This window comes from Streptomyces sp. NPDC051576, from assembly GCF_040681835.1.
In the GTDB taxonomy this organism is placed as follows: Bacteria; Actinomycetota; Actinomycetes; order Streptomycetales; family Streptomycetaceae; genus Streptomyces.
Window position 1 is genome coordinate 549969 of record NZ_JBFAZO010000004.1, and the last position, 24412, is coordinate 574380.

The 24412-nt window shown below is 71.2% G+C and carries 22 protein-coding genes and 1 pseudogene; 14 read left to right on the forward strand and 9 right to left on the reverse strand.

Annotated elements, in window-relative coordinates:
• Window positions 1-8: 8 nt before the first annotated feature.
• Window positions 9-1661 carry a glycosyltransferase family A protein gene (locus tag AB0M63_RS16200; protein WP_355924964.1) on the reverse strand — a complete coding sequence of 551 codons (1653 nt, stop codon included), beginning with the start codon at window positions 1659-1661 and terminating at the stop codon, window positions 9-11.
• A gap of 171 nt (window positions 1662-1832) precedes the next feature.
• Here AB0M63_RS16200 and AB0M63_RS16205 point away from each other — a divergent pair, with 171 nt between their 5' ends.
• Both AB0M63_RS16205 and AB0M63_RS16210 read left to right on the forward strand, forming a co-directional pair.
• Window positions 1833-2789, forward strand: coding sequence for a bifunctional GNAT family N-acetyltransferase/NUDIX hydrolase (locus AB0M63_RS16205; protein ID WP_366019799.1), 957 nt, complete (start codon window positions 1833-1835; stop codon window positions 2787-2789).
• Between the two features lie 38 nt (window positions 2790-2827).
• Window positions 2828-3553 carry a hypothetical protein gene (locus AB0M63_RS16210; protein WP_366019800.1) on the forward strand — a complete coding sequence of 242 codons (726 nt, stop codon included), beginning with the start codon at window positions 2828-2830 and terminating at the stop codon, window positions 3551-3553.
• A gap of 27 nt (window positions 3554-3580) precedes the next feature.
• Here the strand turns inward: AB0M63_RS16210 and AB0M63_RS16215 are convergent, their stop codons facing one another.
• Entirely contained in the window at window positions 3581-4975 is a 1395-nt protein-coding gene (locus AB0M63_RS16215; RefSeq protein ID WP_366019801.1) for a M1 family metallopeptidase, read from the reverse strand.
• 79 nt (window positions 4976-5054) lie between these two features.
• Between AB0M63_RS16215 and AB0M63_RS16220 the strand changes: the two genes are divergently transcribed.
• Together AB0M63_RS16220 and AB0M63_RS16225 are read left to right on the forward strand one after the other, a co-directional pair.
• A complete protein-coding gene (locus tag AB0M63_RS16220; protein ID WP_366019802.1) occupies window positions 5055-5477 on the forward strand; it encodes a hypothetical protein in 423 nt (140 codons plus the stop codon).
• Window positions 5478-5532: 55 nt separating this feature from the next.
• Entirely contained in the window at window positions 5533-6033 is a 501-nt protein-coding gene (locus AB0M63_RS16225; protein ID WP_355924974.1) for a hypothetical protein, read from the forward strand.
• Window positions 6034-6048: 15 nt separating this feature from the next.
• Here the strand turns inward: AB0M63_RS16225 and AB0M63_RS16230 are convergent, their stop codons facing one another.
• Window positions 6049-6729, reverse strand: a complete 681-nt coding sequence (locus AB0M63_RS16230; RefSeq protein WP_366019803.1) for a pentapeptide repeat-containing protein — start codon at window positions 6727-6729, stop codon at window positions 6049-6051.
• 84 nt (window positions 6730-6813) lie between these two features.
• Here AB0M63_RS16230 and AB0M63_RS16235 point away from each other — a divergent pair, with 84 nt between their 5' ends.
• On the forward strand, window positions 6814-7779 hold the full coding sequence (locus AB0M63_RS16235; protein ID WP_366019804.1) for a zinc-binding dehydrogenase: 966 nt from the start codon (window positions 6814-6816) through the stop codon (window positions 7777-7779).
• Between the two features lie 56 nt (window positions 7780-7835).
• The gene (locus AB0M63_RS16240) at window positions 7836-9344 is read left to right on the forward strand and encodes an MFS transporter (protein ID WP_355924980.1); all 1509 of its coding nucleotides are present in this window, start codon (window positions 7836-7838) and stop codon (window positions 9342-9344) included.
• Window positions 9345-9347: 3 nt separating this feature from the next.
• Here AB0M63_RS16240 and AB0M63_RS16245 read toward each other — a convergent pair whose 3' ends face one another.
• Genes AB0M63_RS16245 through AB0M63_RS16255 form a run of 3 tightly spaced genes read right to left on the reverse strand, consistent with a single transcriptional unit; the run spans window position 9348 to window position 13014 of the window.
• Window positions 9348-10880: an oxidoreductase gene (locus tag AB0M63_RS16245; protein WP_366019805.1), complete on the reverse strand. Its 1533-nt coding sequence runs from the start codon at window positions 10878-10880 to the stop codon at window positions 9348-9350.
• Window positions 10881-10932: 52 nt separating this feature from the next.
• Entirely contained in the window at window positions 10933-12351 is a 1419-nt protein-coding gene (locus AB0M63_RS16250; RefSeq protein ID WP_355924984.1) for an FAD-dependent oxidoreductase, read from the reverse strand.
• 9 nt (window positions 12352-12360) lie between these two features.
• On the reverse strand, window positions 12361-13014 hold the full coding sequence (locus AB0M63_RS16255) for a rhomboid-like protein (protein WP_355924992.1): 654 nt from the start codon (window positions 13012-13014) through the stop codon (window positions 12361-12363).
• A gap of 34 nt (window positions 13015-13048) precedes the next feature.
• Between AB0M63_RS16255 and AB0M63_RS16260 the strand changes: the two genes are divergently transcribed.
• Window positions 13049-13930: an aminoglycoside phosphotransferase family protein gene (locus AB0M63_RS16260; protein ID WP_366019806.1), complete on the forward strand. Its 882-nt coding sequence runs from the start codon at window positions 13049-13051 to the stop codon at window positions 13928-13930.
• A gap of 353 nt (window positions 13931-14283) precedes the next feature.
• On the opposite strand, the gene AB0M63_RS16265 is transcribed toward AB0M63_RS16260, so the two are convergent.
• A complete protein-coding gene (locus AB0M63_RS16265; RefSeq protein ID WP_366019807.1) occupies window positions 14284-15213 on the reverse strand; it encodes a LysR family transcriptional regulator in 930 nt (309 codons plus the stop codon).
• 166 nt (window positions 15214-15379) lie between these two features.
• Between AB0M63_RS16265 and AB0M63_RS16270 the strand changes: the two genes are divergently transcribed.
• From AB0M63_RS16270 to AB0M63_RS16280, 3 genes and pseudogenes are all read left to right on the forward strand, one after another.
• Window positions 15380-16627, forward strand: coding sequence for an MFS transporter (locus AB0M63_RS16270; protein WP_366019808.1), 1248 nt, complete (start codon window positions 15380-15382; stop codon window positions 16625-16627).
• Window positions 16624-17112 (forward strand): annotated as a pseudogene (locus tag AB0M63_RS16275) (GNAT family N-acetyltransferase). The gene AB0M63_RS16270 and the pseudogene AB0M63_RS16275 overlap by 4 nt, the downstream one beginning before the upstream one ends.
• A gap of 84 nt (window positions 17113-17196) precedes the next feature.
• Window positions 17197-18222 (forward strand): DUF4037 domain-containing protein, encoded by a 1026-nt coding sequence (locus AB0M63_RS16280; protein WP_366019942.1) that lies wholly within the window; start codon window positions 17197-17199, stop codon window positions 18220-18222.
• 13 nt (window positions 18223-18235) lie between these two features.
• On the opposite strand, the gene AB0M63_RS16285 is transcribed toward AB0M63_RS16280, so the two are convergent.
• Complete coding sequence (locus tag AB0M63_RS16285; RefSeq protein ID WP_355925477.1) at window positions 18236-19282, reverse strand: LacI family DNA-binding transcriptional regulator; 1047 nt, start codon at window positions 19280-19282, stop codon at window positions 18236-18238.
• Between the two features lie 108 nt (window positions 19283-19390).
• On the opposite strand from AB0M63_RS16285, the gene AB0M63_RS16290 reads away from it, so the two are divergent.
• Genes AB0M63_RS16290 through AB0M63_RS16305 form a run of 4 tightly spaced genes read left to right on the forward strand, consistent with a single transcriptional unit; the run spans window position 19391 to window position 23401 of the window.
• Window positions 19391-20569, forward strand: a complete 1179-nt coding sequence (locus AB0M63_RS16290; RefSeq protein ID WP_366019809.1) for a phytanoyl-CoA dioxygenase family protein — start codon at window positions 19391-19393, stop codon at window positions 20567-20569.
• Between the two features lie 16 nt (window positions 20570-20585).
• A complete protein-coding gene (locus AB0M63_RS16295) occupies window positions 20586-21347 on the forward strand; it encodes an SDR family oxidoreductase (protein ID WP_366019810.1) in 762 nt (253 codons plus the stop codon).
• Between the two features lie 33 nt (window positions 21348-21380).
• A complete protein-coding gene (locus tag AB0M63_RS16300; RefSeq protein ID WP_355925469.1) occupies window positions 21381-22385 on the forward strand; it encodes a Gfo/Idh/MocA family oxidoreductase in 1005 nt (334 codons plus the stop codon).
• The gene (locus tag AB0M63_RS16305; protein WP_355925466.1) at window positions 22382-23401 is read left to right on the forward strand and encodes a Gfo/Idh/MocA family oxidoreductase; all 1020 of its coding nucleotides are present in this window, start codon (window positions 22382-22384) and stop codon (window positions 23399-23401) included. The genes AB0M63_RS16300 and AB0M63_RS16305 overlap by 4 nt, the downstream gene beginning before the upstream one ends.
• A 103-nt stretch (window positions 23402-23504) precedes the next feature.
• Here the strand turns inward: AB0M63_RS16305 and AB0M63_RS16310 are convergent, their stop codons facing one another.
• Window positions 23505-24407 (reverse strand): ATP-binding cassette domain-containing protein, encoded by a 903-nt coding sequence (locus AB0M63_RS16310; protein ID WP_358849596.1) that lies wholly within the window; start codon window positions 24405-24407, stop codon window positions 23505-23507.
• Window positions 24408-24412: the final 5 nt, after the last annotated feature.

Sequence of the window (24412 nt, forward strand, 5' to 3'; positions counted from 1 at the left end):
ACCCCCGATTACCGCAGCATCCACCGCTCAGCCCGCCGCACGCCGGTCCGGACCGTGCGGCTCGTGTCCCGCGGGAGGCGGCGCAGCAGTTCGCGGATGCCGTGGCGGAGGCGGTGGTCGGCGGCGGTGCGGAGCAGGAGGCGGCGGGTGGTGCCGATCCGGCCGGGGGTGCCGACCGCGAGCCGGAGTTGGCCGCCGGGGCCGGCCCAGGTGGGCGAGACGAGGCGCGGGGGTGTGCCGACGGCGACGGTGCCGAGGGAGATCCGGGTGCCGCCCGGGGCGGGGGCCAGCCGGGGGCGGCGGCCGACGCCGAGTACCTGGGCGCTGGCCCAGACCTGGTAGGCGCCCGGGTCCATGGGCCCGTCGCCGGTGAGGGTCAGCGGGTCGATGACCGTCTCGCCGGCGACCACGACGCGGTGACGGCCGCCGCCGAGCGGTTCGAGGGTCGGCGTCAACTCCTCTTCCGGGTACCACCAGTGGTCGCGGGTGGTGTCGTGGACGATGAGTTCCCCGTGCGCGTAGGAGAAGGGGTCGGGGACCTCCCAGTCCTCCGCTCCCTCGATGCCGTCGAGGAGTTCGGGGTCGAGCAGCATCCGTCCGCCGCGCTCCACGAGGGTCAGCGGCTCGCCGTCGCCCCGGACCATGCCGACCCGGGTCCGGATCACCAGCCTGCCGTTGCGCCACCGCATGTCGTCCACGTCGACGTGCGCCCTGATCCGCTCGGTGCGGCGGGCGAGTTCGACCAGGGAGTCCAGCCGGCCCCGCACGAGCAGCTCCGCCCGCAGCCGGCTGATCGCCGGGAGCCCCTCGCTCACCCCTGGCGGATAGCTCGTCATCGCCATCCGGCGGACGGTGGTGAAGTACTCCTCCAGATCCTTGCCAGTACGCCGCAGCACCCGCGGCTCGCTCACCGGCCGCAGCAGCTCCACCCGGTAGGAACGGCGCAGCAGCCGGTCCTGCAGATCCCCCGGCGGTGTGCCCTCCTTGATCGCCTCCACCACATTGCCCAGGTGGCCGTAGTAGTCGTCGGCGGTGATCCGGCGACTGCTGTTGTTGCCGCCGTCCTCGCGCCGGTTCCAGCGGTAGCAGGGATAGTCGCCGAGGATCGACACCGTCCTGGCCCGCACATAGGTGCGCGCCATGAAGAGCTGGTCCTCCAGCCTGACCCGCCCCTCCGGGAAGCGGATCCCGTGCTCCCGCAGGAAGGCCCGGCGGAACATCTTGTGCGGCGTCAGGCTCTCGAAGAGCGGCGCGTCGGCGGCGGTGCAGCGCTCGACGGTCCGCTTGAAGACGTTGCTGGGCCCCTGCATCGTCCCGTGCACCTTGCCCAGCACGACGTCCGACCCGTTGCGCGCCGCCAGGGCGTAGAGCCTCTCCAGCGCCTCGTACGACAACTCGTCGTCCTGGTCGACGAACTGGACGTACTCCCCCTTGGCCCGGTCGATGCCCACGTTCCGCGGCTTGCCCGGCCAGCCGGAGTTCTCCTGCCGGTAGACCCGCACATGCGGGTGCGCCTCGGCCAGCCGCCCGAGCCGCTCGGCCGAGTCGTCCGTCGACCCGTCGTCGACGTACACCACCTCGTATGCGTCGGCCCCCAGGCTCTGATGGACGAGCGACGGCGCGCAACGCTCAATGTAGGAACCGGCGTTGTAAACCGGCACGACAACGCTGACCTTGATCAAGACATCCCCCCCGGGACAAGTGTTGTTGAAACACAAGACACTTGTTGTTGGGGAGAAGTTGTACGGCACTTGGCACGGGCGTTAGGAAACGCGGCCGGGCGCCGGACGCGCCCACGGATCCGGAACCGCCCCGGCGGCTAGCGTGCCCCCATGTTCCTCGAACCGCTCACGCCCGCCGAGGCCGGCGCGCTCCCCGGCGAACTGCTCACCGAGCTGACCGCCCTCTACGCCTCTCATCACGCCTTCCACGCGCTCAGCGGCGACTTCCCCGACCCGGAGGACATCCGGCCCGAGCAGGTGGCGACCGCGTTGGCCGACGAGCTGGCCGACCCCGAGGTGGAGGTGCTGCTCGCCCGGAGTTCCGGGCGGCTCGTCGGGATCGCGATCACCCTCGGAACGCATCCCGACCCGGAGGACGAGGACCCCTGGATCGGTCTGCTGATGGTGGACGCGGCACAGCAACAGCAGGGATACGGGCGGCAGTTGGCGACCCTCGTCGAGGACCGCTTCCGCGCGGCCGGCCGAACCGCCGTACGCCTGGCCGTACTCGACAACAACCCCAAGGGCCTCGCCTTCTGGACCGCCCTCGGCTACGACGTCATCGACCATCGCGAGGACCGCCAACTCGGCCGCCCCTGCGCCGTGTTGCGCAAACAGCTCCGCAGGATCCGCCACTCCGCCCGTGTCGCGGTGCTCGACCCCGCCGGCGCCGTCTTCCTCTTCCGCCACGACGACGCCGAGGGCGGCGCCTTCTGGGCCCTGCCCGGCGGCGGCCTCGAAGGGGACGAGACCCCGCGCGAGGGCGCCCTGCGCGAACTGCGCGAGGAGACCGGCTGGACCGACCTGGAGCCCGGCCCCCTGCTGTGCACCAGGGAGGTCGACCTCACCCTCTCCGGCACCCCGGTCCACCAGCACGAGCGCGTCTACGTCATCCACGGCCCCCACCGCGAACCCACCGGCCCCCACCTCACCTCCACCCACACCGAGGAAGGCATCCTCAGCTGGCGCTGGTGGACCCGGGAGGAACTCCGGGCGGCGACGGAGACGGTGTGGCCGGCCGAACTCGCGGGGCTGCTCGACGAGTTGGACGAGTCGGGGGCGGGGTGACGACGATCAGTACACCGCCATCCGAAGGAGCAGACCTGATGGCCGACACCAAGGACCGCCGGCAGCCCGGCCCGCAGCTCCGGGCCCTGCTCTACACCGACTTCGACGGCAACCCGGCCGACCCCGACGACGTGATCGCGGACGCGCTCGACGACGACGGCCATCTCGAACGCACCCCCGGCCTGGTCACGATCCTCCAGGACGGCACAGCCGACCCCGCGGATCGCCTCCTCGCCTGCCGCGCACTCACCAGTTGGGCCCATCCGCTCGGCTACGACACCGTCGTCCAAGCGGCCGCGGCACCCGACGACGTGGTGTGGCGTGGGCAGTCCGCCGACCGGTTCTTCAGCCAGGACGACACCTTCGGCCAGCTCGCCGACGCGGTCGGAGCCAGTCGGGACATGGTCGACGAGCGCGGCACCGCCGGCCTGCGGATCGAGGCGGCGCGTGCTCTGCTCGCCCTCGCGGACCGTGTCCAGTTCGACCGGCACATCTCCTCGCTGCTGACCCGCGAGATCGTCGGGGAGGCGCGGGACGAGATCGGCGGCGCCGTCGAGCGGGGCATCGGCCGCCTCGCCTCCGGCGAACACGTCCGCTACGACCTGGGCCTCCAACTCGCCCTGCTGACCGTGGCGATGAAGAAGTACGACGAGCAGGGAGCGAACGACGCGATGGCCCGCCTCGCCGCGGCCCGGCCGGGTGAGCGCGCCCTGCGGGAACTGGCGGACGCGACCGGAAGCTCCCTCTGGCTGATGCAGGAGTGACCGGAGCGAGCGGTTCGGCCGGACCGGTCAGGGGTGGGCCGGCTTTCCGTCCCCGTACAGCCAGTCCTTCCAGATCCCGCTGAAGTCCTTCCCCGGCGCCATCCTCTCCACGTACGCCGTGAAGTCCGCCGTGTCCGCGTTGCCGTGGCGGTGTGCGGCTGCCCAGCCCTGGAGGATGTCGTAGAACCTCGCGTCCCCGACCGTCCGGCGGATCTTGTGGAGGACCATCGCGCCGCGTTCGTAGACGGGGCTGTCGGAGATGTGGGCGGCGGAGGTGGGCTCAGCGGGCGGGAAGGCCCAGACGTCCGCGTCGCCGCCGCTCCTGTAGAGGGCGTCGAAGGTCTGCTGAGCGGTGTCGCCGTCGTGGTCCTCGGACCAGAGCCACTCCGCGTAGGTCGCGAAACCCTCGTTGAGCCACATGTCGCGCCAGGTCTTCGGGGTGACGGAGTCGCCGTACCACTGGTGGGCGAGTTCGTGGACGAGGGTGGCGGTGTCGGGGGCGCCGGGGAAGAACGGGCGGTTCTGCGTCTCCAGCGCGTAGCCCGCGTCGCCCCGGCGGTCGACGATCGCGCCGGTGGAGGAGAAGGGGTACGGGCCGAAGTTGTACTCCTCCCACTCCATGATCTCCGGGAGCCGGGCCAGCACCTTGCTGCTCGCCGCCGCCTCGTGCGGGTCGACCGCGACGTACACGGGGAGGCCGTTGCTCAGGGTGGTGCGGGTGATGTCGTAGTGCCCGATCGCGACCGTCGCGAGGTAGGTCGCCATCGGCTGGGTGGTGCGCCAGGTGGAGGTCGTACGGCCGGCGCCGGTCGTCGTCTCCGTCCTCAACTCCCCGTTGGAGACCGCCCGCAGACCCTTCGGGACGGTGACCGTGATGTCGTACGTCGCCTTGTCGGACGGGTGGTCGTTGCCGGGGAACCAGGCCATCGAGCCGGTCGGCTCGCCCAGCGCCAGCGCACCGTCCGCCGTGGGCAGCCAGCCCTCCTGCGAACCGTCGGGATCGGTGATCGTTCCGGGCGTGCCGGAGTAGCGGACCGTCGTCCTGAACGTCTCGCCCTCGGCGAGGGCGGCCGACGGCCGGACCGTCAGCTCCTGACCCCTGCGCGTCCAACGGGCCTTCCTGCCCTGCACCGTCAGCGACTTGACCTGCATGCCCTTGAGGTCGAGGTCGAAGGCGGAGAGGTTCTGGCCTGCCCGGGCCGTGATCGTCGCCGTACCGGTCAAGGGGGTCGGGGTCTCGGGGGCGTACTCCAGGTTCAGGGCGTAGTGGCTCACGTCGTAGCCACCGTTGCCCGCCTGCGGGAAGTACGGGTCGCCCACCCCCGCGCTGCCCCGCCCGTCCCCCGTCCCACCGCACGCCGTCAGGACGAGGGCCAGCGCACAGGCGGTGACCATGGGGAGAAGGGGCGCGGATCGGGACACGTCCGCGATCCTACGAGTCCCGGATGCCGCCGCCCCGGCCCAACTCCCCCGAGTCCGGCGGTCGCCGTACGCTCGGCTCGTGCCCCGCTCTCACAAGAAGCCCCGGGTGCTCGTCGCTGACGGGCGCGCTTATTCATGGACCCTGCGCCACAAGCACCGCCAGGCCCTCGGCCGTTCCCCGGGCTGTGTCCACACCCTCACGCTGTCTCCCCGGCCGGCCGGCAGCAGTGCTCCCCTGCGGATCGTCTTCGTGGCCGGGCCCGGACGGTTCGTCCCGGGCGGAGCCCCCTTCGGTTCCGGGGACGTGGGGTTCGTCCGGGGCGCCACGCTGAACCTGCACGAACCCGGTGCCGTCCGCGCCCTGCTCGACGCGGCGGCGGCCCGTGGGTGGGTGCCGCGCGCCGGAGAGACACGGGCCGTGGAGGTCGACGGCTGGACCCTGCTGGAGGTCGCCGCCGCCGCGCGGGACGGGCATGGCGACGGTCCCGCGGGGACGTCCTGAGCAGGGGCGCAGCCGCCCACCGCCGGCCCCGGCGAACCGTGACACCATCACCTACGTGCTCGACATCGGCTACGCCCTCTCCAACCGCTTCCCCGACCCCCCGCAGACCGACTACCGGCGCGCGGACGTCCACGCGCTGCGGCACGACCTGTTCTGCGGTGACGTGTATCTCGCCGACACCAAGGCGGACCGGGAAGTGGCCACGGCCTGGGGCTGGGTGCCGGTGCTCGACTTCGCGTGGGCGCTGTGCGACATCGTGGAGCGGATCGACCAGGACCCGGCGGGGTCGCGGGCGTCCCGGCCGCAGCGGGCGGAGCTGGACTTCACCGAGTCCACCGACCGCATGCTCTTCGAGCGGCGCTTCGGCTGGGTGGACGTCGAGGCCGACTGGATGCGGCGGGACGAGGAGCCGCTGACCTTCTCGCACGCCGAACTCCGGCGCGAGGCACGGGACTTCCTGCACGATCTGATCGCCGACCTGGCCGATATGCACGAGGCCCTTGGGGAGAACCCGGCGATCTGGACTCTGCAGGCCCGCTTTCCCAGGCTTCCCTGAACCGGTGCCGGTGCCTCACCCCTCCACCCGAATCCCCATCTGCACCGCCAATACCGGTGCCAGATCCAGCAGTTGCCCCATGCTGATCACCGCCCCGGACAACCGGTCCACCCCCCGCCCGATCTCCAGCTCCGCCGCCCCGCGCAGATCCACGTCCGTGAGCGTCACCCCCGTGAAGTCCGCCCCCTTCAGCGCGCAGTCCACGAACTCGACGCGTTCCAGGCGGGCGTCGAGGAAGTCCGGTTCGACGAGGACGCAGCTCTCGAAGACGACGTCCCGGAGCTTCGCCTTGCGCAGGTTCAGATAGTCGATCTTCCCGCCGCGGATCACCACCCGCTCCAGCACGGCGCCGTGCATCTGCACCCCGCCCATCCTGGCGTCGATCACCTCGACATCACGCAGGGTCGCATCGGCGAGGTCCGTGCCGACACCCCGTATGCCGGTGAGGACCGAGTCCAGTACGCGGGCGTGGTGCAGCCGTGTCTCGTCCAGCGCGCAGCCCGTCAGCGCACAGTCCATGAAGCGGGCGCCCCCGCCGTCCTGCCCCGCGAAGTCCTCGTCCCGGATCTCCAACCCGTCGTAGTCCCCGTCCGGCTCCAACTCACCGCCGCCGTAAGCCTCCAGAGCCGGCAGCCGCACCTCCGGCCGCCGCGCCCCCTTCACTCCACCCGTCCCGCCCACCGCTCTCCTCGCCATGCACCCCATCCTGCACCCCACCACTGACATCGAGGCCTACGGACCCTTGACCTCAAGCATGCTTGAGGTTGAAGAGTGGCCCGCATGCATGCCATACGACTCCACACCTTCGGCCCCGCCGAGAACCTGACCTACGAATCCGTGGACGACCCCTCCCCCGGCCCAGGCCAGATCCGTATCGCCGTAGCGGCCGCCGGAGTGCACCTCCTGGACACCGTGCTACGGGCGGGAGAGCGGGGCCCGCTGCCCGAACCGCCGCCCCTCCCCACCATCCCCGGCCGCGAGGTCGCCGGTGTCGTCGAGTCGCTCGGCGAGGGGGTCGCCGGGCTGTGGCTCGGGAAGCGGGTGGTCGCGCATCTCGGGTTCGCGCCGGGCGGGTACGCGGAGCTGGCCGTGGTCGATGTCGACCGGGTGCACGAGATCCCGGGGAACCTGGACTTCGCACAGGCCGTCGCGATGATCGGGACGGGTCGGACGGCGATGGGGATCGTTCAGTTCAGCGAGTTGGGGGCGGGCTCCGTGGTCGTCGTACCGGCCCCCGCCGGTGGGCTCGGGACCCTGCTCGTGCAGTACGCCGCACACGCCGGCGCCACCGTGATCGGTGTCGCGGGCGGCCCGGAGAAGGTCGCCATGGCACAGGCGAACGGCGCCGATCCGGCCGTCGACCACACCGACCCGGAGTGGCCGGAGAAGGTGCGGGCCCGGCTGGGCGGCCGCCCCGCGACCGTCGTGTTCGACGGGGTGGGCGGGCCCGTGGCCCGTGCGGCCGTCGGCCTGCTCGGGCCCGGCGGTCAGCACCTCGTCTTCGGCTGGTCGAGCGGGGAGCCGTATGCCGTGGAAGGGCTGTCGGAGCAGGTGCTCGGGCCCGTGATGACGCGGAAGGCCGGCGGGCCGAACCCGGTCCGGACGCTGGAGTCGCGGGCCCTCGCCGAGGCCGCCGAGGGGCGACTCGTGCCGGCCGTACGACGGTTTCCGCTGGCCGAGGCGGCGGACGCGCACCGGGCGCTGGAGACACGCAGGACGACCGGAAAGGTGGTATTGGAACCATGACCAGCCACAACACGCCCGCAGATGCGATACATCCCGATTCATGGTCTTCTGACCAGATGAGTGTCACCCGAACAGGTGAAACCGGAACGACGGCCGCGGACGGTCCCGACCCCCGGCGCTGGTGGGGTCTGGTGATCATCGCTCTCGCCCAGTTGATGGTGGTCCTGGACGCGACGATCGTGAACATCGCGCTCCCGTCCGCACAGCGTGACCTGGGCATGTCCGACGGCAACCGGCAGTGGGTCATCACCGCGTACACGCTCGCCTTCGGCGGACTGCTCCTGCTGGGCGGGCGGATCGCGGACCTGGTGGGGCGCAAACGGACGTTCATCATCGGCCTGATCGGCTTCGCCGGCGCCTCCGCGCTCGGCGGCGCGGCCACCACCTCGGGCATGCTCTTCGGCGCCCGCGCCCTCCAGGGCGTCTTCGCCGCCGTACTGGCCCCGTCCGCGCTCTCCCTCCTCACCACGACCTTCACCGACCCGAAGGAACGCGGCAAGGCGTTCGGGATCTACGGCGCGCTCGCGGGCAGCGGTTCGGCGATCGGCTTCATCGCGGGCGGACTGCTCACCGAGTACCTGAACTGGCGCTGGTGCCTCTACGTCAACATCCCCATCGCGGTCATCGCCGTCTTCGGCGCCTTCGCCCTGCTGCACGACCGCCCGGGCCACACCGGCGCCCGCCTCGACGTGCCCGGCGCACTGCTGGGCTGCGGCGGACTGGTGGCGATCGTCTACGGATTCAGCGAGGCGGAGTCGCGCGGCTGGACGGACTCGCTGGTCCTGGGCCTGTTCGCGGCAGGTGTCGTGCTCCTCGTGACGTTCGTGTGGTGGCAGACCAGGGCCCCCAGCCCCCTCCTCCCCCTGCACATCGTCAAGGACCGCAACCGGGCCGGCTGCTTCCTCACCATGGGCCTCGCCGTGATCGGCATGTTCGGCATGTTCCTGTTCATGACCTACTACCTCCAGGTCATCCTCGGCTACTCGCCCGTGAAGACCGGCATGGCGTTCCTGCCCCTCACGGTCGCGATCATCATCGGCTCGACCCAGATCTCGGCCCGCCTGATGCAGCACGTACCGCCGCGCACCCTGATGGTGCCGGGCGCGGTGCTCGCCGCAGGCGGCATGTCCTTCTTCACCCGGCTGACCGTGAACTCGGACTACGCGACCGAACTCCTCCCCGGCCTCCTGCTGATGGGCCTCGGCATGGGCCTGATCTTCATGCCGGTCTTCGCCACCGCCACGGCCGGGGTCGCCCCGCAGGACTCGGGCGTCACCTCCGCGACCGTCAACACCTCGCAGCAGGTGGGTGGTTCGATCGGTACGGCCCTCCTCAACACGATCGCCACCACCAGCAGCACGGCCTACATCGCCGCCCACCTCCACGACCCGGCCCAGAAGGCCCTGATCACCAGCGAGGGCATCGTCCACGGCTACACGGTCGCCATCTGGTGGGCCGTCGCCGTGATGCTCCTGGCGGGCCTGGTCGCCGGCCTGATGGTGACGGCCCGGGCGCCGAAGCACGGGGCGGCGGTGGAGGCGCCGGTGCCGGAGTCGGTGACGTGAGTGTCAGTTGCGGCGCAGCAGCACGGCCGCGGCTCCGACGGCCACGCTGGTCGCCAGGATCCAGCCGGCGAAGGCCAGCACGACGGCGATCCACATGGAGATGCCCTGGGTGTGCCACTGCGTTTCCTGGCCCAGGTCGAGGATGGGGAGCAGGAGATCCAAGGTGTAGATCTCGGGACTCCACGCCGGGCCTTCGCCGGCCTTCATCGGGGCGGGCGGCCGGTGACTGAACCACAGCGAGCCCGCCGCCCAGATCACCGAGAGCCAGACCACCGCGCGCCCCGGACGGTAGCCGTAGCCGAAGGTCACGTCCTGCACCGCGTCCCACACCTTCGCCACCCCGCCGAGGGTCTCGCGGCGACGGCGCATCCGGGCGAGCAGCACCGTGTCCGCGTCCTGGGGCTCGCCCCCGGCCCGCAACACCCTGGCGAGCTGCTCGTACGGCTGCGGATCGTAGGTGTCCAGGGTCGCCGTTCTCAGCCACGCGATTCGCTCCGCGACGGTGAACAGCCCAAGGGGCGCGATCCGTTTGTAGACGAAGCCGGACAGTTCCAGGCCGGTCCTCGGCCAGCCGCTCACCGAGTCCACCAGCGTGTCGACCGAGGCCTCCTCAAGCACCACCCGGCTCCCGTGGACCTCGCGCGGGAGGAACCGCAGTTCCGAGGCGTGCACGCGGCGCAGCGAGAACACCCCTTCCTCACGGCGCAGTTCGGCCGACTGGAGGTCGATGGCGTCCCCGATCCGCGCGTCGTCGAGCTGCACCTCGCCGTCGAACACCGTCCGCCGCTCGCCGCTGCCGCCCTCGGAGTCCGTTCTCGCCACGGCGCTCGGGGAGAAGTACAGGGAGCGGTCGACCGACAGGCGCGGCGCGGTCAGCGCGTAGCGGTCGTGCCGATTGCGCAGCCGACTCCCGCGAAAACTGCAGGACTTGCCGACGTGTGCGTCCGCGAGCGATATCCGCCCGTCCGACTCCAATCCTTCCGCCTCGATGTTCTGCGTCACGACGACGCCGTCCGCCAGCAGGCTGAAACCGTTCCGGTCCGGATTCAACGTGGCCTGGTTGAGCAGCAGATCGCCTCCCACCTGCGCGTTCTTCAGGACGAGGCCGCGATGGAAAGTGCACCGCGGCAGGTGAAGATCGCCCGCGACGCGCACTCCCTCCGCGTGCATCGTCGGCAGGAAGCAGCCCACCAGACGCAGCGTCGACATACGGCTCGCCGTGAGCTCTACGGGTCCCGTGAAATCGCACTCCACCAGTTCCACATAGGCGGCCACCTCCGCCCCCGACAGGTCAAGGACTCCGGTGATATCCAAACCCCTGAGCTTCAGGGAGGAGACCCTGCCGGGCAGCGGCGGCGGACCGTCGAGCAGCAGCCACGCGACGATCTCGGCGCGCACGCGCAAGCGGGCCGAGGGCGGATGGTCACCGCCGCGCGAGTCGGGCCGGCCGTCGTAGACGCTGCCCATGCGAAACGCCATCCACATCCCCCGCTCGTCGGGGGTGAGATCGGCGGGCATCTCCGTGCTGTCGCTCAACTGACGCCTCCTGGCCGGGTCATGGACCATTGTCCATGGTCCGCCGGCCCCCTCAGTGGCGCCCGGCCACCCGGTCCGCGACCCGCGCCAACCGCGACGACTCCGCACTCTGCCCGGCCAGTTCACGCCGGTCGGCCGCGCGATACGTGGCGTACATGCCCTGCACGCCCAGCCAACGCAGCGGCTCCGGTTCCCACTTGCGGACCTTGTGGTCGACCCAGGGCAGGTCCACCAGGTCGGTGCGGCCGGCCTGGCCCGAGTCCAGCCGGACCAGGTCCCGCAGCGTCCGCGCGGCGAGGTTCGTGGTGGCGACGCCCGAGCCGACGTAGCCGCCCGCCCACCCCAGGCCGGTCGCACGGTCCAGGGTGACCGTCGCGCACCAGTCGCGCGGCACCCCGAGCACCCCCGACCAGGCGTGCTCGACACGCAGCCCGGCGAGCGAGGGGAAGAACCGCACCAGGATCTCCCGCAGCGCCTCGATCGTCGCCGCTTGCGTCCGCCCGTCGTTGTCGGTCCTCGACCCGAAGCGATACGGCACCCCGCGCCCGCCCAGCGCGATCCGCCCGTCGGCGGTGCGCTGCGCGTACATATAGGCGTGCGCCATGTCGCCGAGGGCTTCCAGGCCCGCCCAACCCACCGACTCCCACTGCTCGTTGGTGAGCGGCTCGGTCGCGATCATCGAGGAGTTCATCGGCAGCCAGGTCCGCCGCTGGCCCTTGAGCGAGGCGGTGAAGCCTTCGGTGCAGCGCAGGACGTAGGGGGCGCGGACGGTGCCGTACGGCGTGACGGCGTGCCCGGGCCGGATCTCGGTCACCGGCGTCGACTCGTGAAGGGTGACCCCCGCCGCCTCGGCCGCCGCCGCGAGCCCCTTCACCAGCTTCACCGGGTGCAGCCGCGCACCGTGCGGCGTCCATGTCGAGCCGACCGCGTCCGCGACCCGGATCCGCTCGGCACTCTCCCGGGCGCCGTACAGCTCGCGGTCCTTCTCGCCGTAGGACAGCTCGTGCTCGTGAAAGGCCTTCAGCCGCGCCAATTGGGCCGGTGTGCAAGCGACTTCGAGGACACCCCCGCGATGGATGTCCGCCTCGATCCGCTCCTCCTCCGCGACCCTGATGACCTCGCCGACCGTGTCGTTCATGGCCTTCTGGAGGCGTACGGCGGCTTCGTGGCCGTGGAGTCGGGCGTACCGGTCGCGGCCCGCGATGCCGTTGTAGAGCCAGCCGCCGTTGCGGCCCGAGGCGCCGTAGCCGCAGAACTTCTGCTCCAGGACGGTGACTTGGAGGGAGGGGTCCGCCTTCTTCAGGTAGTACGCGGTCCACAGTCCCGTGTATCCGCCGCCGACGATCACGACGTCGGCGGTGGCGTCACCGGCGAGGGGCTCCCGTCGCGCCGGGAGGCCGTCGTCCGCGTACCAGAAGGAGATTCCGCCGTTCACGACACCGTTCACGACACCGCTCGCCGAACTGCTCATGCCGGGACGCTAACCCCTGAGGGCGGCCACTGTCTCCTTCGGATTCCATGCTTTTCCGCAGCCTCTGACCAGCGGATAACACGCCAGGCCGATGATTACGGAGGTGAAATGCCCGAGATCGGTGAAGGTGCGGCCGGTGGCCAGCGGCACGCCGTAGATCGCGAGCACGACGAGCAGATAGGGGTACCGCCACGGCGCCGCGATGCGGTACGTCAGCACTCCGACCACCCCGGCCAGCGCGTAACTCACCCCGATGTCAAGGGTGTCGGCGGCCGAGCGCGGTGCCATGTCGTGCTTGATCGCCCACAGCAGCGCCCCCTCGCTGATCAGTGTGGCCAGCACATGCGCAGCCACACACACCATCAGCCAGCGGGCCGTCCCCAGCCACCGCTCGGCCTGTGCGTGGAACACCGTGTACAGCGCCGCGTACGGCAGCCAGCGCCCGCCGTCCATCCACATCGCACTCGCGAACAGCACCCGGACCGGGTTGTTCGACAACTCGTGGATGTTGGTGGACCGCTGGCGCAGGAACTCCTGCTCGAACTCCGGCGACATGTGGTGCATGGCGACCGTGGTGACGAAGAGGATCCCCAGCCAGATGTAGGTGCCGGGGGCGCTGCGGACGTATGTCCACACCCTGTGGAGGCCCCGGATAATTCGCATGAGCCGATTCACGCACGCAAGTATCGTCGGAGCCGTGATCGACATTCCGGCCGGACTGGTCGCCTCGCAGGAGAGATTCCACGGAGCGGCCGGACGCGCCTTCGTCACCGCGCTCCCCGAGCGGGCGGCCGGCTTCCTGGACCGCTGGTCGCTACGGCTCGACGGCCCCTCCATGTACGGCATGTGCGCACTCGTCCTGCCCGTACTGCGCGCCGACGGCGGCCGGGCCGCGCTGAAACTTCAGTACCTCGACGAGGAGACGGCCGGCGAGCCGGTCGCGCTGCGCACGTGGGCCGGCGACGGCGCCGTAGGACTCCTGGAGTACGACGACGGGACCGGCACCCTGCTCCTGGAACGCCTCGACGCGTCCCGCGCCCTCAGCCACGAACCGGACACCCGCGCGGCCACCGTCGTCATCGCCCGTCTCCTGGCGCGCCTGACGACGGTTTCCGCACCCCCGGACCTGCCCCGACGCCTCGGCCCCCTGTCCGCGACCATGCTGACCCGCGTCCCCGCGGCCCTCCCCCACCTCGTGTCCCCCGCCGACCGGCACCTGATCGAGGACTGCGCGGCGGCCGTCCGCGAGGTCGCCCCCGACCCCGGCGACCGCCTCCTCCACTGGGACCTGCACTACGACAACGTCCTCGCCGCCACCCGCGAACCCTGGCTCGCCATCGACCCCAAACCCCTCGCGGGCGACCCCGGTTTCGAACTCTTCCCGGCCCTGGCCAACCGCTTCGACCCCGACGAAATCCATTGGCGCTTCGACGCGATGACGGAGGTAATGGGCCTCGACCGGGGGCGGGCACGGGCCTGGACCTTGGGCCGGGTGCTGCAGAACGCGCTGTGGTCGATCGAGTCCGGGAACCGGCCGGCGCCGCACCACTTGGAGATCGGGCGGCGACTTCGCGGCTGAGGGGGGCTGCGTGTGCTGACACCGGTGTCCAGGTATCCCGGGTTGGCACGGCACGGTCGGACCTCGCGGCCGCGCGGCGACGGTTGTCGCGGGGGAGCGGAGATGCTCCCGTAGCGCGGCGAGGACGGGTGGCGGTCGCCGCGATGCGGGACCAGGGAATGCGGGCACACCGGGGTCGGCTTCCGTAACCGGATCCGGCGCAGGTGGTGATCGGCGGGCGAGATCAAATGAGTCCGCTCACCAACGAAGATCGACCCGGGCGCCTGCGCCCTGTCCAAGCCCCCGCACAGCGACGCCAGTCGCGGTACCGGCCCCGGAAGACAGAACCGCGACCGCACCTCTGCCCGAACCCCCTACGCCCACGCGGGCGTCCAAGTCCCCACCTCCATCCGGCCGGGCCTCCCAGCGGACCGGAGATGGTCCTCCAGCGCGGCAAGGGCCGGGTGGCGGTTGTCGCGGTGCCGGACCAGGGAATGCGGGTACACCGGTGTCGGATTCCGTACCGGAATGCGGCGCAGGTCGTGGTCCGTCGGCCAGGTCAGGCGGGTCTGCTCGCCGACGAGGGTCGCCAGGGAGTGGGAGCCGGCGATGGTGTCCAGCAGGGGTTCGACGCCGAAGTCGGGGCCCGTGCTCTCCACGGTGAGGCCGAACGCGGCGGCGAGGGCGTCGTAGTAGGCGGCCCACTCGGTGCCGGGGACCAGGCCGGGCATCCAGATGCGGTGGCCGGCGAGGTCGGCCGGGGTGAGGGTGCGGGCGGTGGCGAGGGCGTGGGCCGGGCCGGTGAGGAGCTGGACGGGCTCGTCGAAGGCGCGGGTGACCTGGATGTCGTCGGGGAGCCGTCGGCCGGTCATGGTGACGGCGCGGAAGGACGCGTCGACCGTGCCGGACCGGATGGCGTCCACGGCCGCCTCGGCGTCGAAGAGGGTCACGACGTCCAGCTCGATCTCGGGGCGCGCGCGGTGGAAGTCGCGCAGCAGGGCGGCCGGGGCGAGCCCGCGCCCGATCACGTCGACCCGCAGCGCGCGATGCCCGGGCCGGACGGAGGCGAACGCCCGCGCCTCGGCCCGCAGCAGCTCGCGGGCGTGGGGCAGGAACGCCCGCCCGTCGACGGTCGGCTCGGCCCCGCGCGGGGTCCGCACGAACAGCCGTACTCCTACGGCCCGCTCCAGCGCGGCGATGCGCTTGGAGACTGCCTGCTGGGTGATCGACAACTCCGTGGCGGCGTCCTGGAAACGGCCCGCGTCCGCGATGGCCACGAAGGTGCGCACAGCGTCGAGATCCACGCCGGTGACGATACTGGCGGCCACTGACAAGGGGCGGGGAGCAGGTCGTACAACCAGAGGTTGTGGTCTCGCGGCGGGTCGGTTGTTTGACCGGTCGGGGTGCTCCTCGGTTTGATCCCTGAGGTCCGTGAGGTCGGCGCGGGGTGGTTCGAGCGAGGGAGTACGGGTGGGCAGGCGGGCGCTCGGGCGGCGGTTCGGGTGGTTGTGGGCGGCGTTCGCCGTCAGCTCGTACGGCACGGGCCTCGGGTTCGGCGCGTTCTCCGTGCTCGCGATCCTGGTGCTGCACTCCGGGCCGACCCAGGTCGCGGTGCTGTCCGCCGCCGGGCGGGCCGTGGGAGCCCTGGTCGCGGTGCCGCTCGGCCCGTGGGTGGAGTTCCGCCGCAAGCGGCCGGTGATGATCGCGATGGACCTGACCCGGTTCGCGGCGCTGCTGAGCGTCCCCGCCGCGTACGCGCTCGGCCGGCTCACCTTCGCGCAGCTCCTCCTCGTCTCGATCACCGTCGCCGCCGCGAACATCGCCTTCAACGCGGCCAGTGGCTCGTATCTGAAGTCGCTCGTACCGCAGGAGGACCTGCTCGTCGCCAGCGCCCGCTTCGAGTCCACGACATGGACCTCGACCATGCTCGGACCGCCGCTCGGCGGGGCCGCGATCGGGCTGTTCGGCCCGGTGACGACCGTGGTGGCGGACGCGGTCAGCTATCTGCTCTCGGCTCTCGGTATCCGTGCCATCGGCGGGACGGAGCCGCGCCCCGAGCGGAGCGGCGGGCCGCGGCTGCGCGCGGGCGACCTGCTCGACGGCTGGCGCTACATCCTCGCCCACCCCACCCTGCGTCCGCTGCTCCTCAACGCGATGACGGTCAACGGCCTGATCATGGCCTCCGAGCCCCTGCTCGCCGTCCTCATGCTGGGCCGCCTCGGATTCGCGCCCTGGCAGTTCGCCCTCGCGCTCGCGGCCTCCTCCGGCGCCGGCGGCTTTCTCGGCTCACGCCTCGCGCGCCCGCTCGCGACCCGGTTCGGAGCACACAAGGTGATGCTCACCGCCGGGGCGCTGCGCGCGTGCTGGCCGATCGGGCTGGCGTTCGTCCGGCCCGGAGTCCCCGGAATGCTTCTCGTCACCGGCGTCCAACTCGGCCTGGTGACCTGCATCGGCGTCTTCAACCCCCTGCTGGCCACCGCCCGGCTCACCCGGACCGCCCCCGACCGCGTGGCCCGCACCCTCACCGCCTGGTCGGTCAGCACCAGCACGGCGATCGCGGCGACGACGGCCGCGTGGGGGCTGGTGGCGGCGGCCACCACCCCGCGCACCGCGATCGCACTGGCCGGAGCCCTCCTCCTGACCAGCCCGCTCCTGCTCCCCCGCCGCGAGCCCGCCGAGCGGGACATGGACCCGAGCCCGTCTACCCTCTCCGCATGATCCGCACCGCGATCCCCACCGACATCCCCGTCATCCACGCCCTGATCCGCGAACTCGCCGCCTAGGAGAAGGAACCCCAGGAGGCGAGGGCCACCCCGGAACAGCTCCACGAGGCCCTCTTCGGCCAACACCCGGGCGCCTACGCCCACTTGGCGATCGACGACACCACCGGCGAACCGGTCGGCTTCGCCCTGTGGTTCCTCAACTTCTCGACCTGGCGCGGCGTCCACGGCATCTACCTGGAGGACCTGTACGTCCGCCCCACCGCCCGCGGCACCGGCCAGGGCAAGGCCCTCCTCACCGAACTGGCCCGCATCTGCGTGGCCCGCGGCTACGAACGCCTGGAGTGGTCCGTCCTCAACTGGAACCGCCCCTCGATCGACTTCTACGAGGCACTGGGCGCCCGCCCCCAGGACGAGTGGACGGTGTACCGGCTGACGGACGAGGCGTTGCGGAAGCTGGGCGACACCGGGAAGCCGGCCTGAGGGCCAACTCGGCGATCACCGACGGAAATTGGGGCGCACGATCATGTCCGGACTGGGCAGGGTCTCCGCATGAGCTTCACGAATATGCCAACTTTTTTACCGGGCCTAGAACTCTCCCGCCGTTTCTACACGGAAGCCGTCCGCCCCCTCCTCGAAGAGACCGCCCCCGACCTCCCGCACTCCGCCGCCCGCATCGGCGGCGGCTCCGAGGTCCTCGGCTACGACACCCCGCGCTCGACCGACCACGAATGGGGGCCGCGGCTCCAGCTCTTCCTGCGCCCCCGGGACGTCCCCCGGCACGCGGGCCGCATAAGACACCACCTGGCCGAACACCTCCCGAAGACGTTCCACGGCTACCCGACCCACTTCGCCCCCACCGGCGAGGGAGACATCCGCGTCATGCGCGGCACCGACGGCCCGGTCCACCACCGCGTCGAAGTCACCCACACCAGGGCCTGGTTCACCGACACCCTCGGCTTCGACCCGACCCACGAGGTGACCTCCGCCGACTGGCTGGCCACGCCCACCCAGCTCCTCGCGGAGGTCACCGCGGGCGCGGTCTTCCACGACGGCCTGCACCAACTCGGCCCGCTGCGCCACACCTTGCGCTGGTACCCCCGCGACATCTGGCTCCATGTGCTGGCCCGTCAGTGGCTGCACATATCCGAGCGGGAGGCGTTCGTGGGCCGCTGCGGAGAGGTCGGCGACGAGCTGGGCTCCGCGGTGATCGCGGCCCACCAGATCCGCCATCTGATGCGCCTGTGCCTCCTCATGGACCGCCGCTACCCGCCGTACGACAAATGGCTGGGCAGCGCCTTCGCCCGCACCACCGCGGGCCACCGCCTCACCCCGGTCCTCACGGCCGCCCTCGCGGCCACGGACTGGCACACCCGCGAGAAACACCTCGCCTACGCCTACGAGGCCGTCGCCGGCATCCACAACCAGCTCGACCTGACCGACCGCGTCGACCCCACCACCCGCCCCTACCACTCCAGACCCTTCAGAGTCCTCCACGCCGAACGCTTCGCCAACGCCCTCACCGCCCGCATCACCGACCGGGCCCTCCGGGACCTGGACCGCGCCGGGCCCGATCGGGACCCGATCCCCTGAGAACCCCCGGGCGTCAGCCCAGGAACGGCATGGGCGAGGCGTCGGGCGGCAGGTTGAACGGTGTGACCACCTGGATCGCCGAGGGGAGGGTCGGGCCGTCGTCCGGCAGGGCTTTGTGGGCCCGCATGACGGCCTGGCAGGCGCGGCGTACGTCCTGGCGCAGATCGTGGTGGAGGACGGCGGAGAGGCGGCGTTCGCGCAGCAGCCGCGTGTTGTCGTGGTCGAGGTCGTGGGCGATGAAGACGGCACACGGCCTGCCGAGGTCGTCGAACGCGTCCAGCGTGGCGAGGTTGCCCCCGCCCATGGAGTAGACCGCGACGATGTCCTCGTCGTCCTTGAGCGCCTCAAGGACGAGGGCGCGCTGGGTGGCGTCCAGTCCGTCGCTGTCGGTGACCTCGACCAGGGAGCGCTTGGCGTCGCCGAGCCGCATCGCGCTGCGGAAGCCCATCTCGCGCTCCTCCTCGCCCCGGAAGGAACCGCGGCTGATCGTGGCGAGCACGTTGCCCGGCCGATCGCCGAGCCACTGCTGGAGGAGGTAGGCGGCGGTGGCGCCCGCGGCGCGGTTGTCGATGCCGATGTACGCCAGGCGAGAGCTGTGCGGCAGGTCGGTCACCAGAGTGACCACGGGGATGCCGGCCCCGACCAGTCGCCCGACGGCGGCGGAGATCTCCGGCAGGTCGGGGGCCTTGAGGATCACGCCCTGCGAACCGCGCCTGGCGATCTTTTCGAGGGTGCCGATCAGCTCCGCCGACGGGCAGGTCTCGCGGAAGTGGAAGCGTGAGCGCACGACGGCGGGATGCAGGGAGGGCAGCTCGGCCTCCAGCGCCTCGCGTACGGCGGTGGAGAACCGCTCCGGCGTCTGCATGACGATGTCGATCATGAAGGTACGGCCCGCGATCCGGACCTGGGTCTGCTGCCGGTCCAGATCCTTGATGGCTTCTTGCACCTCCCTGATGGTGCTCTCCGTCACGTTGCCCCGGCAGTTGAGGACACGGTCCACCGTGGCGGTACTCAGCCCGGCCTGGCGGGCGATTTCCCTGATCGGATAGGGGTGACGCATGACTGGCCCCAAAGGAGGATGATGGGTTTTTGATTCACCGCTGAGGATTGCCTGATGGGTGCGGGTTATCAAGACTGGCAGAAAAGCAGGCACTGCGAAAGGACCCTGATGCCCTCCCCAGCGACGGCGAAGCGAACCTGGCTCACCGAGGCCGACTGCGACCTCGATGCGTTCCGCTCACTCGTCGAGCAGAAGACCGACATCGGGGACTACCCGTCGGCCGCGGGCGTGGAGCAGAACGTGGTGCTCTACGACAGCGCCCGCCTCCGTGCTCTCGCGGCCACCTTCGAGGGCCGCCGGGACGTGCAGAGCGAACTGGTCTCCGCGCTGCTGGACGGGCCCGGCATCGTGGTCCTCAAGGGTGCCTTCTCGGACGAGGCCGTCGTGGACCGGGCGTCGGACGCCTTCCGCGCACTGATCGAGGAGGAGCGGGCGAGCAGTGCGGGCCGTGGCGACCACTTCGCCAAGCCCGGCGCGAACGACCGGGTGTGGAACGCCCTGGACAAGGTGGCCGTACGGGCGCCCGAGGTGTTCGCCGACTACTACGCCAACGACATCCTGGAGCTGATCTCCGAGGCCTGGCTGGGCCCCGCCTACCAGGTCACCTCCCAGCTCAACGTGGTCAACCCGGGCGGCGCCGCACAGAACGTGCACCGCGACTACCACCTCGGCTTCCTCACCCAGGAACGCGCCGCCGCCTACCCGGCGCACGTGCACCGTGTCTCCCCCGTGCTGACCCTCCAGGGCGCGGTGGCCCACTGCGACATGCCCGTAGAGTCCGGCCCCACCCTCTACCTCCCGCACTCGCAGAAGTTCGAGCCCGGCTACCTCGCCTGGCGCCTCCCCCAGTTCATCGAGTACTTCGGCGCGCACCACGTCCAGCTCCCCCTGGAGAAGGGCGACGCGGTCTTCTTCAACCCCGCGCTCTTCCACGGCGCCGGACACAACCGGTCGGTTGACATCAAGCGCATGGCCAACCTGCTGCAGATCTCCTCCGGCTTCGGGCGTGCGATGGAGACCGTGGACCGCGAGGCGATGGCGAACGCCCTCTTCCCGGTGCTGCTGACCCGCAAGGCCGAGGGCGTCACGGAAGACTGGCTGCGTCGCGTGATCGCCGCCACCGCCGAGGGCTACCCCTTCCCGACCAACCTCGACCTCGACCCACCGGTCGACGGCCTCGCCCCGCCCTCCCAGGCCGACACCCTCCACCAGGCCGTCACCGAGGACTGGGACCCCGAACGACTGCGCGACGAACTAGAGGCGGCCGCCAAGCGCCGCGAGAGCTGAAAGGCACCGAGACCTCATGGGACTTCTTGAGGACAGAGTCGTCCTCGTCAACGGCGGCAGCCAGGGCGTCGGCGCGGGGATCGTGCGGGCGGCCGTACGGGAAGGCGCGAGCGTCGTCTTCACCGGCCGCCGGGCCGAGGTGGGCGAGCAGCTCGCCGCGGACACCGGCGCGCACTTCGTGCGGGCGGACCTCTCCGACCCGGCGCAGGCGCGCGACAGCGTCGTACACGCCACGGACGTGTACGGGCGGGTCGACTGCCTGGTCAACGCGGCCGGACTGACGTCGCGCGGCTCGCTCCTGGACACCACGCCGGAGCTGTTCGACCAGCACATGGCGATCAATCTGCGGGCGCCGTTCTTCGCCATGCAGGCGGCGGTGGCGGACATGACGGCCCGCAAGGCGCCCGGCACCATCGTCAACATCATCTCCAACTGCGCTCACGGCGGGCCGCCCCACCTGGCGGCGTACTCCGCGGCCAAGGCCGGTCTGGCCGGCCTGACGCGCAACGCGGCGCACGCACACCGCTGGGACCGCATCCGGATCAACGGCCTCAACATCGGCTGGACGGACACCGAGGGCGAGGACGCCACCCAGCGCGCCTTTCACGGCGCGGGCGACGACTGGCGGGAGAAAGCGGCCGCCGCACAGCCCATGGGCAAGCTCGGGCAGGTCGACGAGATCGCGGACTTCGTCGTCCTGCTGCTCTCCGACCGCAGCGGTGTCGTCACCGGCTCGGTCATCGACTGGGACCAGATCGTCTTCGGCGGACAGGACTGAGCCGCCCCGCGGGGTGAAAGGAGCAGGATCTTCATGCGCTTGGGAATCATGGGCCTGGGCCGTATCGGCGCGTTCCACGCCGAGACCCTTTCCGGGCTGGACGTCGTGGACTCGCTGGTGGTCACCGACCCGGTGCCCGCGGCCGGCGCCTCGGCCGCCGAGCGGTTCGGGGCCCTCGCGGTGGACTCCCCCGAGGCCGTCCTCGCCGCCGGTGTGGACGGTGTCGTGATCGCCGCCGCCACCGACGCCCACCCGGAGCTGATCCGGGCCGCGGTCAAGGCGGGCGTCCCGGTCTTCTGCGAGAAGCCGGTGGCCCGTGGCGTCGAGGCGAGCCTCGATGTGCTGCGTGCCGTGGAGGGCAGCGGCGTCGAGGTGCACATCGGCTACAACCGTCGCTTCGACGCGGGCTGCGTGGCCGCCCGGCAAGCCGTGCTGAGCGGCGAGCTCGGCGACCTGCACACCGTACGGTCCACCACGCTCGACCCCGCCCCGCCGCCGGCCGCCTACGTGGCCGTCTCCGGCGGCATCTTCCGGGACTGCAGCGTGCACGACTTCGACATCGTGCGCTGGGTCACCGGCCGTGAGGTGGTCGAGGTGTACGCGACCGGCGGCAACCGGGGCGTCGACCACATCCGGGAGGCGGGCGACGTCGACACCGCGTCCTCGCTGCTCACACTCGACGACGGCGCCATCGCCGTCGTCTCCAACTCCCGGCACAACGCCCGCGGTCACGACGTACGCCTGGAACTGCACGGCATGAAGGACAGCATCGCGGTCGGTCTTGAGGACCGGCTGCCGCTGCGCTCCGTGGAGCCGGGCGCCACCTTCCCGGCGGGCACCCCGCACCACTTCTTCATGGACCGCTTCGCAGCCGCCTACCGCGCCGAGCTCACCGCGTTCACCGAGGTCGTCGCCGGCACCCGCCGCTCGCCCTGCACGGTGGCGGACGCCATCGAGGCGAGCTGGATCGCCGAGGCATGCACCCTGTCGCTGCGCGAGCACCGACCCGTACGACTTGAGGAGGTACGAAAGGCATGAGAGACGAACCCCTGCGGATCGGAGTGCTGGGCGCGGCCCGGATCGCCGAACTGTCCATTGTGGGACCGGCCCGCGCGGGCGGCCACCGGCTGGTGGCCGTGGCCGCCCGTGACCGGGGCCGCGCCGAGGCGTTCGCCGCCACGCACGGCGTCGAGCGGGTGGCCGCTTCCTACGCCGACCTGATCGCCGATCCCGAGATCGAGGTCGTCTACAACCCGTTGGCCAACAGCCTGCACGGGCCGTGGAACCTGGCCGCGCTCCAGGCCGGCAAGCATGTGCTCACCGAGAAGCCGTCCGCGAGCAACACCGAGGAGGCGACCGAGGTCCACGAGGCCGTCGCCAAGGCGGGCACGGTGTTCATGGAGGGCTTCCACTACCTCTTCCACCCGGTCATCACGCGCCTGCACGAGCTGCTGGACAGCGGGGAGTTGGGCGAGCTCCGGCACGTAGAGGCCATGGTCGCCATGCCCGCGCCGCCGGACAGCGACGTACGGTGGTCGCTGCCGCTGGCCGGCGGCGCGCTGATGGACCTCGGCTGCTACAGCCTGCACGCGCTGCGGATGCTCGCCCCCTGGGGAGGCGGCGCGCCCCGACTGGTCGCCGCGCGCGGCGGCGAGCGGGCCGGGGCCCCGGGAGTCGACGAATGGCTCTACGCCGACCTGGAGTTCCCCGGCGGCGCCACCGGCACCGCCCGCTGTCACATGGCCTACCACGAGTGGCAGATGGACCTTCGCGTCGTGGGCACGCTCGGCGAGGCCACGGTGATGAACTTCGTCCAGCCGCATCTGGACGACCGGGTGATGGTGCGGACAGCGGCCGGTGAGCGCGCTGAGGAACTCGGCCGCCGGTCGTCGTACACCTACCAACTGGAGGCGTTCGCCGCGCACTTGCGGCAGGGCGCACCGTTGGTGCTGGACGCCGATGACGCGTTGACCACCATGCGGTTCATCGACGAGTGCTACGGGGCGGCCGGGTTCTCCGTCCGGCCGCGTACGTTCCTTCCGACCACGGCATGACACAGCGGGAGGGGGCGGCACCGGTCCGGTGCCGCCCCCTCCCGCTGTGGGTAGGCCTACCCGTAGAGGGCCAGCCGATCCACCATGTCTCCTGTGGTCGTGGTCAGTTGGTCTGGGAAGCACCGACCTGAAGTTCGTCCGCTCCCGGAAGCTCGTCGACGTCGACGCCGCGGACCTGGGCCAACTCGTGCTTGAGGGCGGCGAGTTCGGTGCCGCCTGCCATGTGGTTGGTCAGCTCCTCCAGGCTGATCTGGCTGCGCTCGGCGGAGAGTTCCATCGTGCCCAGACGCAGCACACTGAAGTGGTCACCGACCATGTAGGCGTGGTGCGGGTTGTGGGTGATGAAGATGACCCCGAGGCCGCGTTCGCGGGCCGCGGCCACGTACTTCAGCACCACACCCGACTGCTTGACACCCAGGGCGGCGGTCGGCTCGTCCAGGATCAGCACCCGGGCGCCGAAGTACACGGCGCGGGCGATCGCCACACACTGGCGCTGACCGCCGGAGAGGGTGCCGATGGGCTGCTCCAGGTTGTCCAGGACGATGCCCATCTCCCGCAGCTCGTGATCCGCGGTCTGCTTCATCTTCTCGATGTCCAGACGGCGCAGCGGCCACGGGCCCTTGGTCATCTCCGAGCCGAGGAAGAAGTTGCGCCACACCGGCATCAGCGGCACCACCGCCAGGTCCTGGTAGACCGTCGCGATGCCCTTGTCCAGCGCCTGACGCGGAGTGGTGAAATGCACCGGCTCCCCGTCGACGAGGAACTCGCCCTCGGTGTGCTGGTGCAGCCCCGAAATAATCTTGATCAGCGTCGACTTGCCCGCGCCGTTGTCGCCCAGCACACAGGTCACCTGGCCCGGACGGACCGCGAGATCCACCCCGTGCAGGGCACGGATGTTGCCGTACGCCTTGCCCGCGTTGCGGAGCTGGACGAGGGGATGGTCGACACCCTCGGGCGCCGCATCCTGGAGGATCGCACCGTGGGTGCCACTCGTGTTGTCGGTCATGAAGG

What these genes read in the sequence shown, in the direction of transcription:
- AB0M63_RS16295 (WP_366019810.1), top strand. Translation starts at nt 20,586, where the DNA reads ATGGGACTTCTTGAGGACAGAGTCGTCCTCGTCAACGGCGGCAGCCAG.
- AB0M63_RS16250 (WP_355924984.1), bottom strand. Translation starts at nt 12,351, where the DNA reads ATGAGCAGTTCGGCGAGCGGTGTCGTGAACGGTGTCGTGAACGGCGGA.
- AB0M63_RS16205 (WP_366019799.1), top strand. Translation starts at nt 1,833, where the DNA reads ATGTTCCTCGAACCGCTCACGCCCGCCGAGGCCGGCGCGCTCCCCGGC.
- AB0M63_RS16305 (WP_355925466.1), top strand. Translation starts at nt 22,382, where the DNA reads ATGAGAGACGAACCCCTGCGGATCGGAGTGCTGGGCGCGGCCCGGATC.
- AB0M63_RS16290 (WP_366019809.1), top strand. Translation starts at nt 19,391, where the DNA reads ATGCCCTCCCCAGCGACGGCGAAGCGAACCTGGCTCACCGAGGCCGAC.
- AB0M63_RS16300 (WP_355925469.1), top strand. Translation starts at nt 21,381, where the DNA reads ATGCGCTTGGGAATCATGGGCCTGGGCCGTATCGGCGCGTTCCACGCC.
- AB0M63_RS16280 (WP_366019942.1), top strand. Translation starts at nt 17,197, where the DNA reads ATGCCAACTTTTTTACCGGGCCTAGAACTCTCCCGCCGTTTCTACACG.
- AB0M63_RS16235 (WP_366019804.1), top strand. Translation starts at nt 6,814, where the DNA reads ATGCATGCCATACGACTCCACACCTTCGGCCCCGCCGAGAACCTGACC.
- AB0M63_RS16255 (WP_355924992.1), bottom strand. Translation starts at nt 13,014, where the DNA reads ATGCGAATTATCCGGGGCCTCCACAGGGTGTGGACATACGTCCGCAGC.
- AB0M63_RS16210 (WP_366019800.1), top strand. Translation starts at nt 2,828, where the DNA reads ATGGCCGACACCAAGGACCGCCGGCAGCCCGGCCCGCAGCTCCGGGCC.
- AB0M63_RS16230 (WP_366019803.1), bottom strand. Translation starts at nt 6,729, where the DNA reads ATGGCGAGGAGAGCGGTGGGCGGGACGGGTGGAGTGAAGGGGGCGCGG.
- AB0M63_RS16310 (WP_358849596.1), bottom strand. Translation starts at nt 24,407, where the DNA reads ATGACCGACAACACGAGTGGCACCCACGGTGCGATCCTCCAGGATGCG.
- AB0M63_RS16240 (WP_355924980.1), top strand. Translation starts at nt 7,836, where the DNA reads ATGAGTGTCACCCGAACAGGTGAAACCGGAACGACGGCCGCGGACGGT.
- AB0M63_RS16285 (WP_355925477.1), bottom strand. Translation starts at nt 19,282, where the DNA reads ATGCGTCACCCCTATCCGATCAGGGAAATCGCCCGCCAGGCCGGGCTG.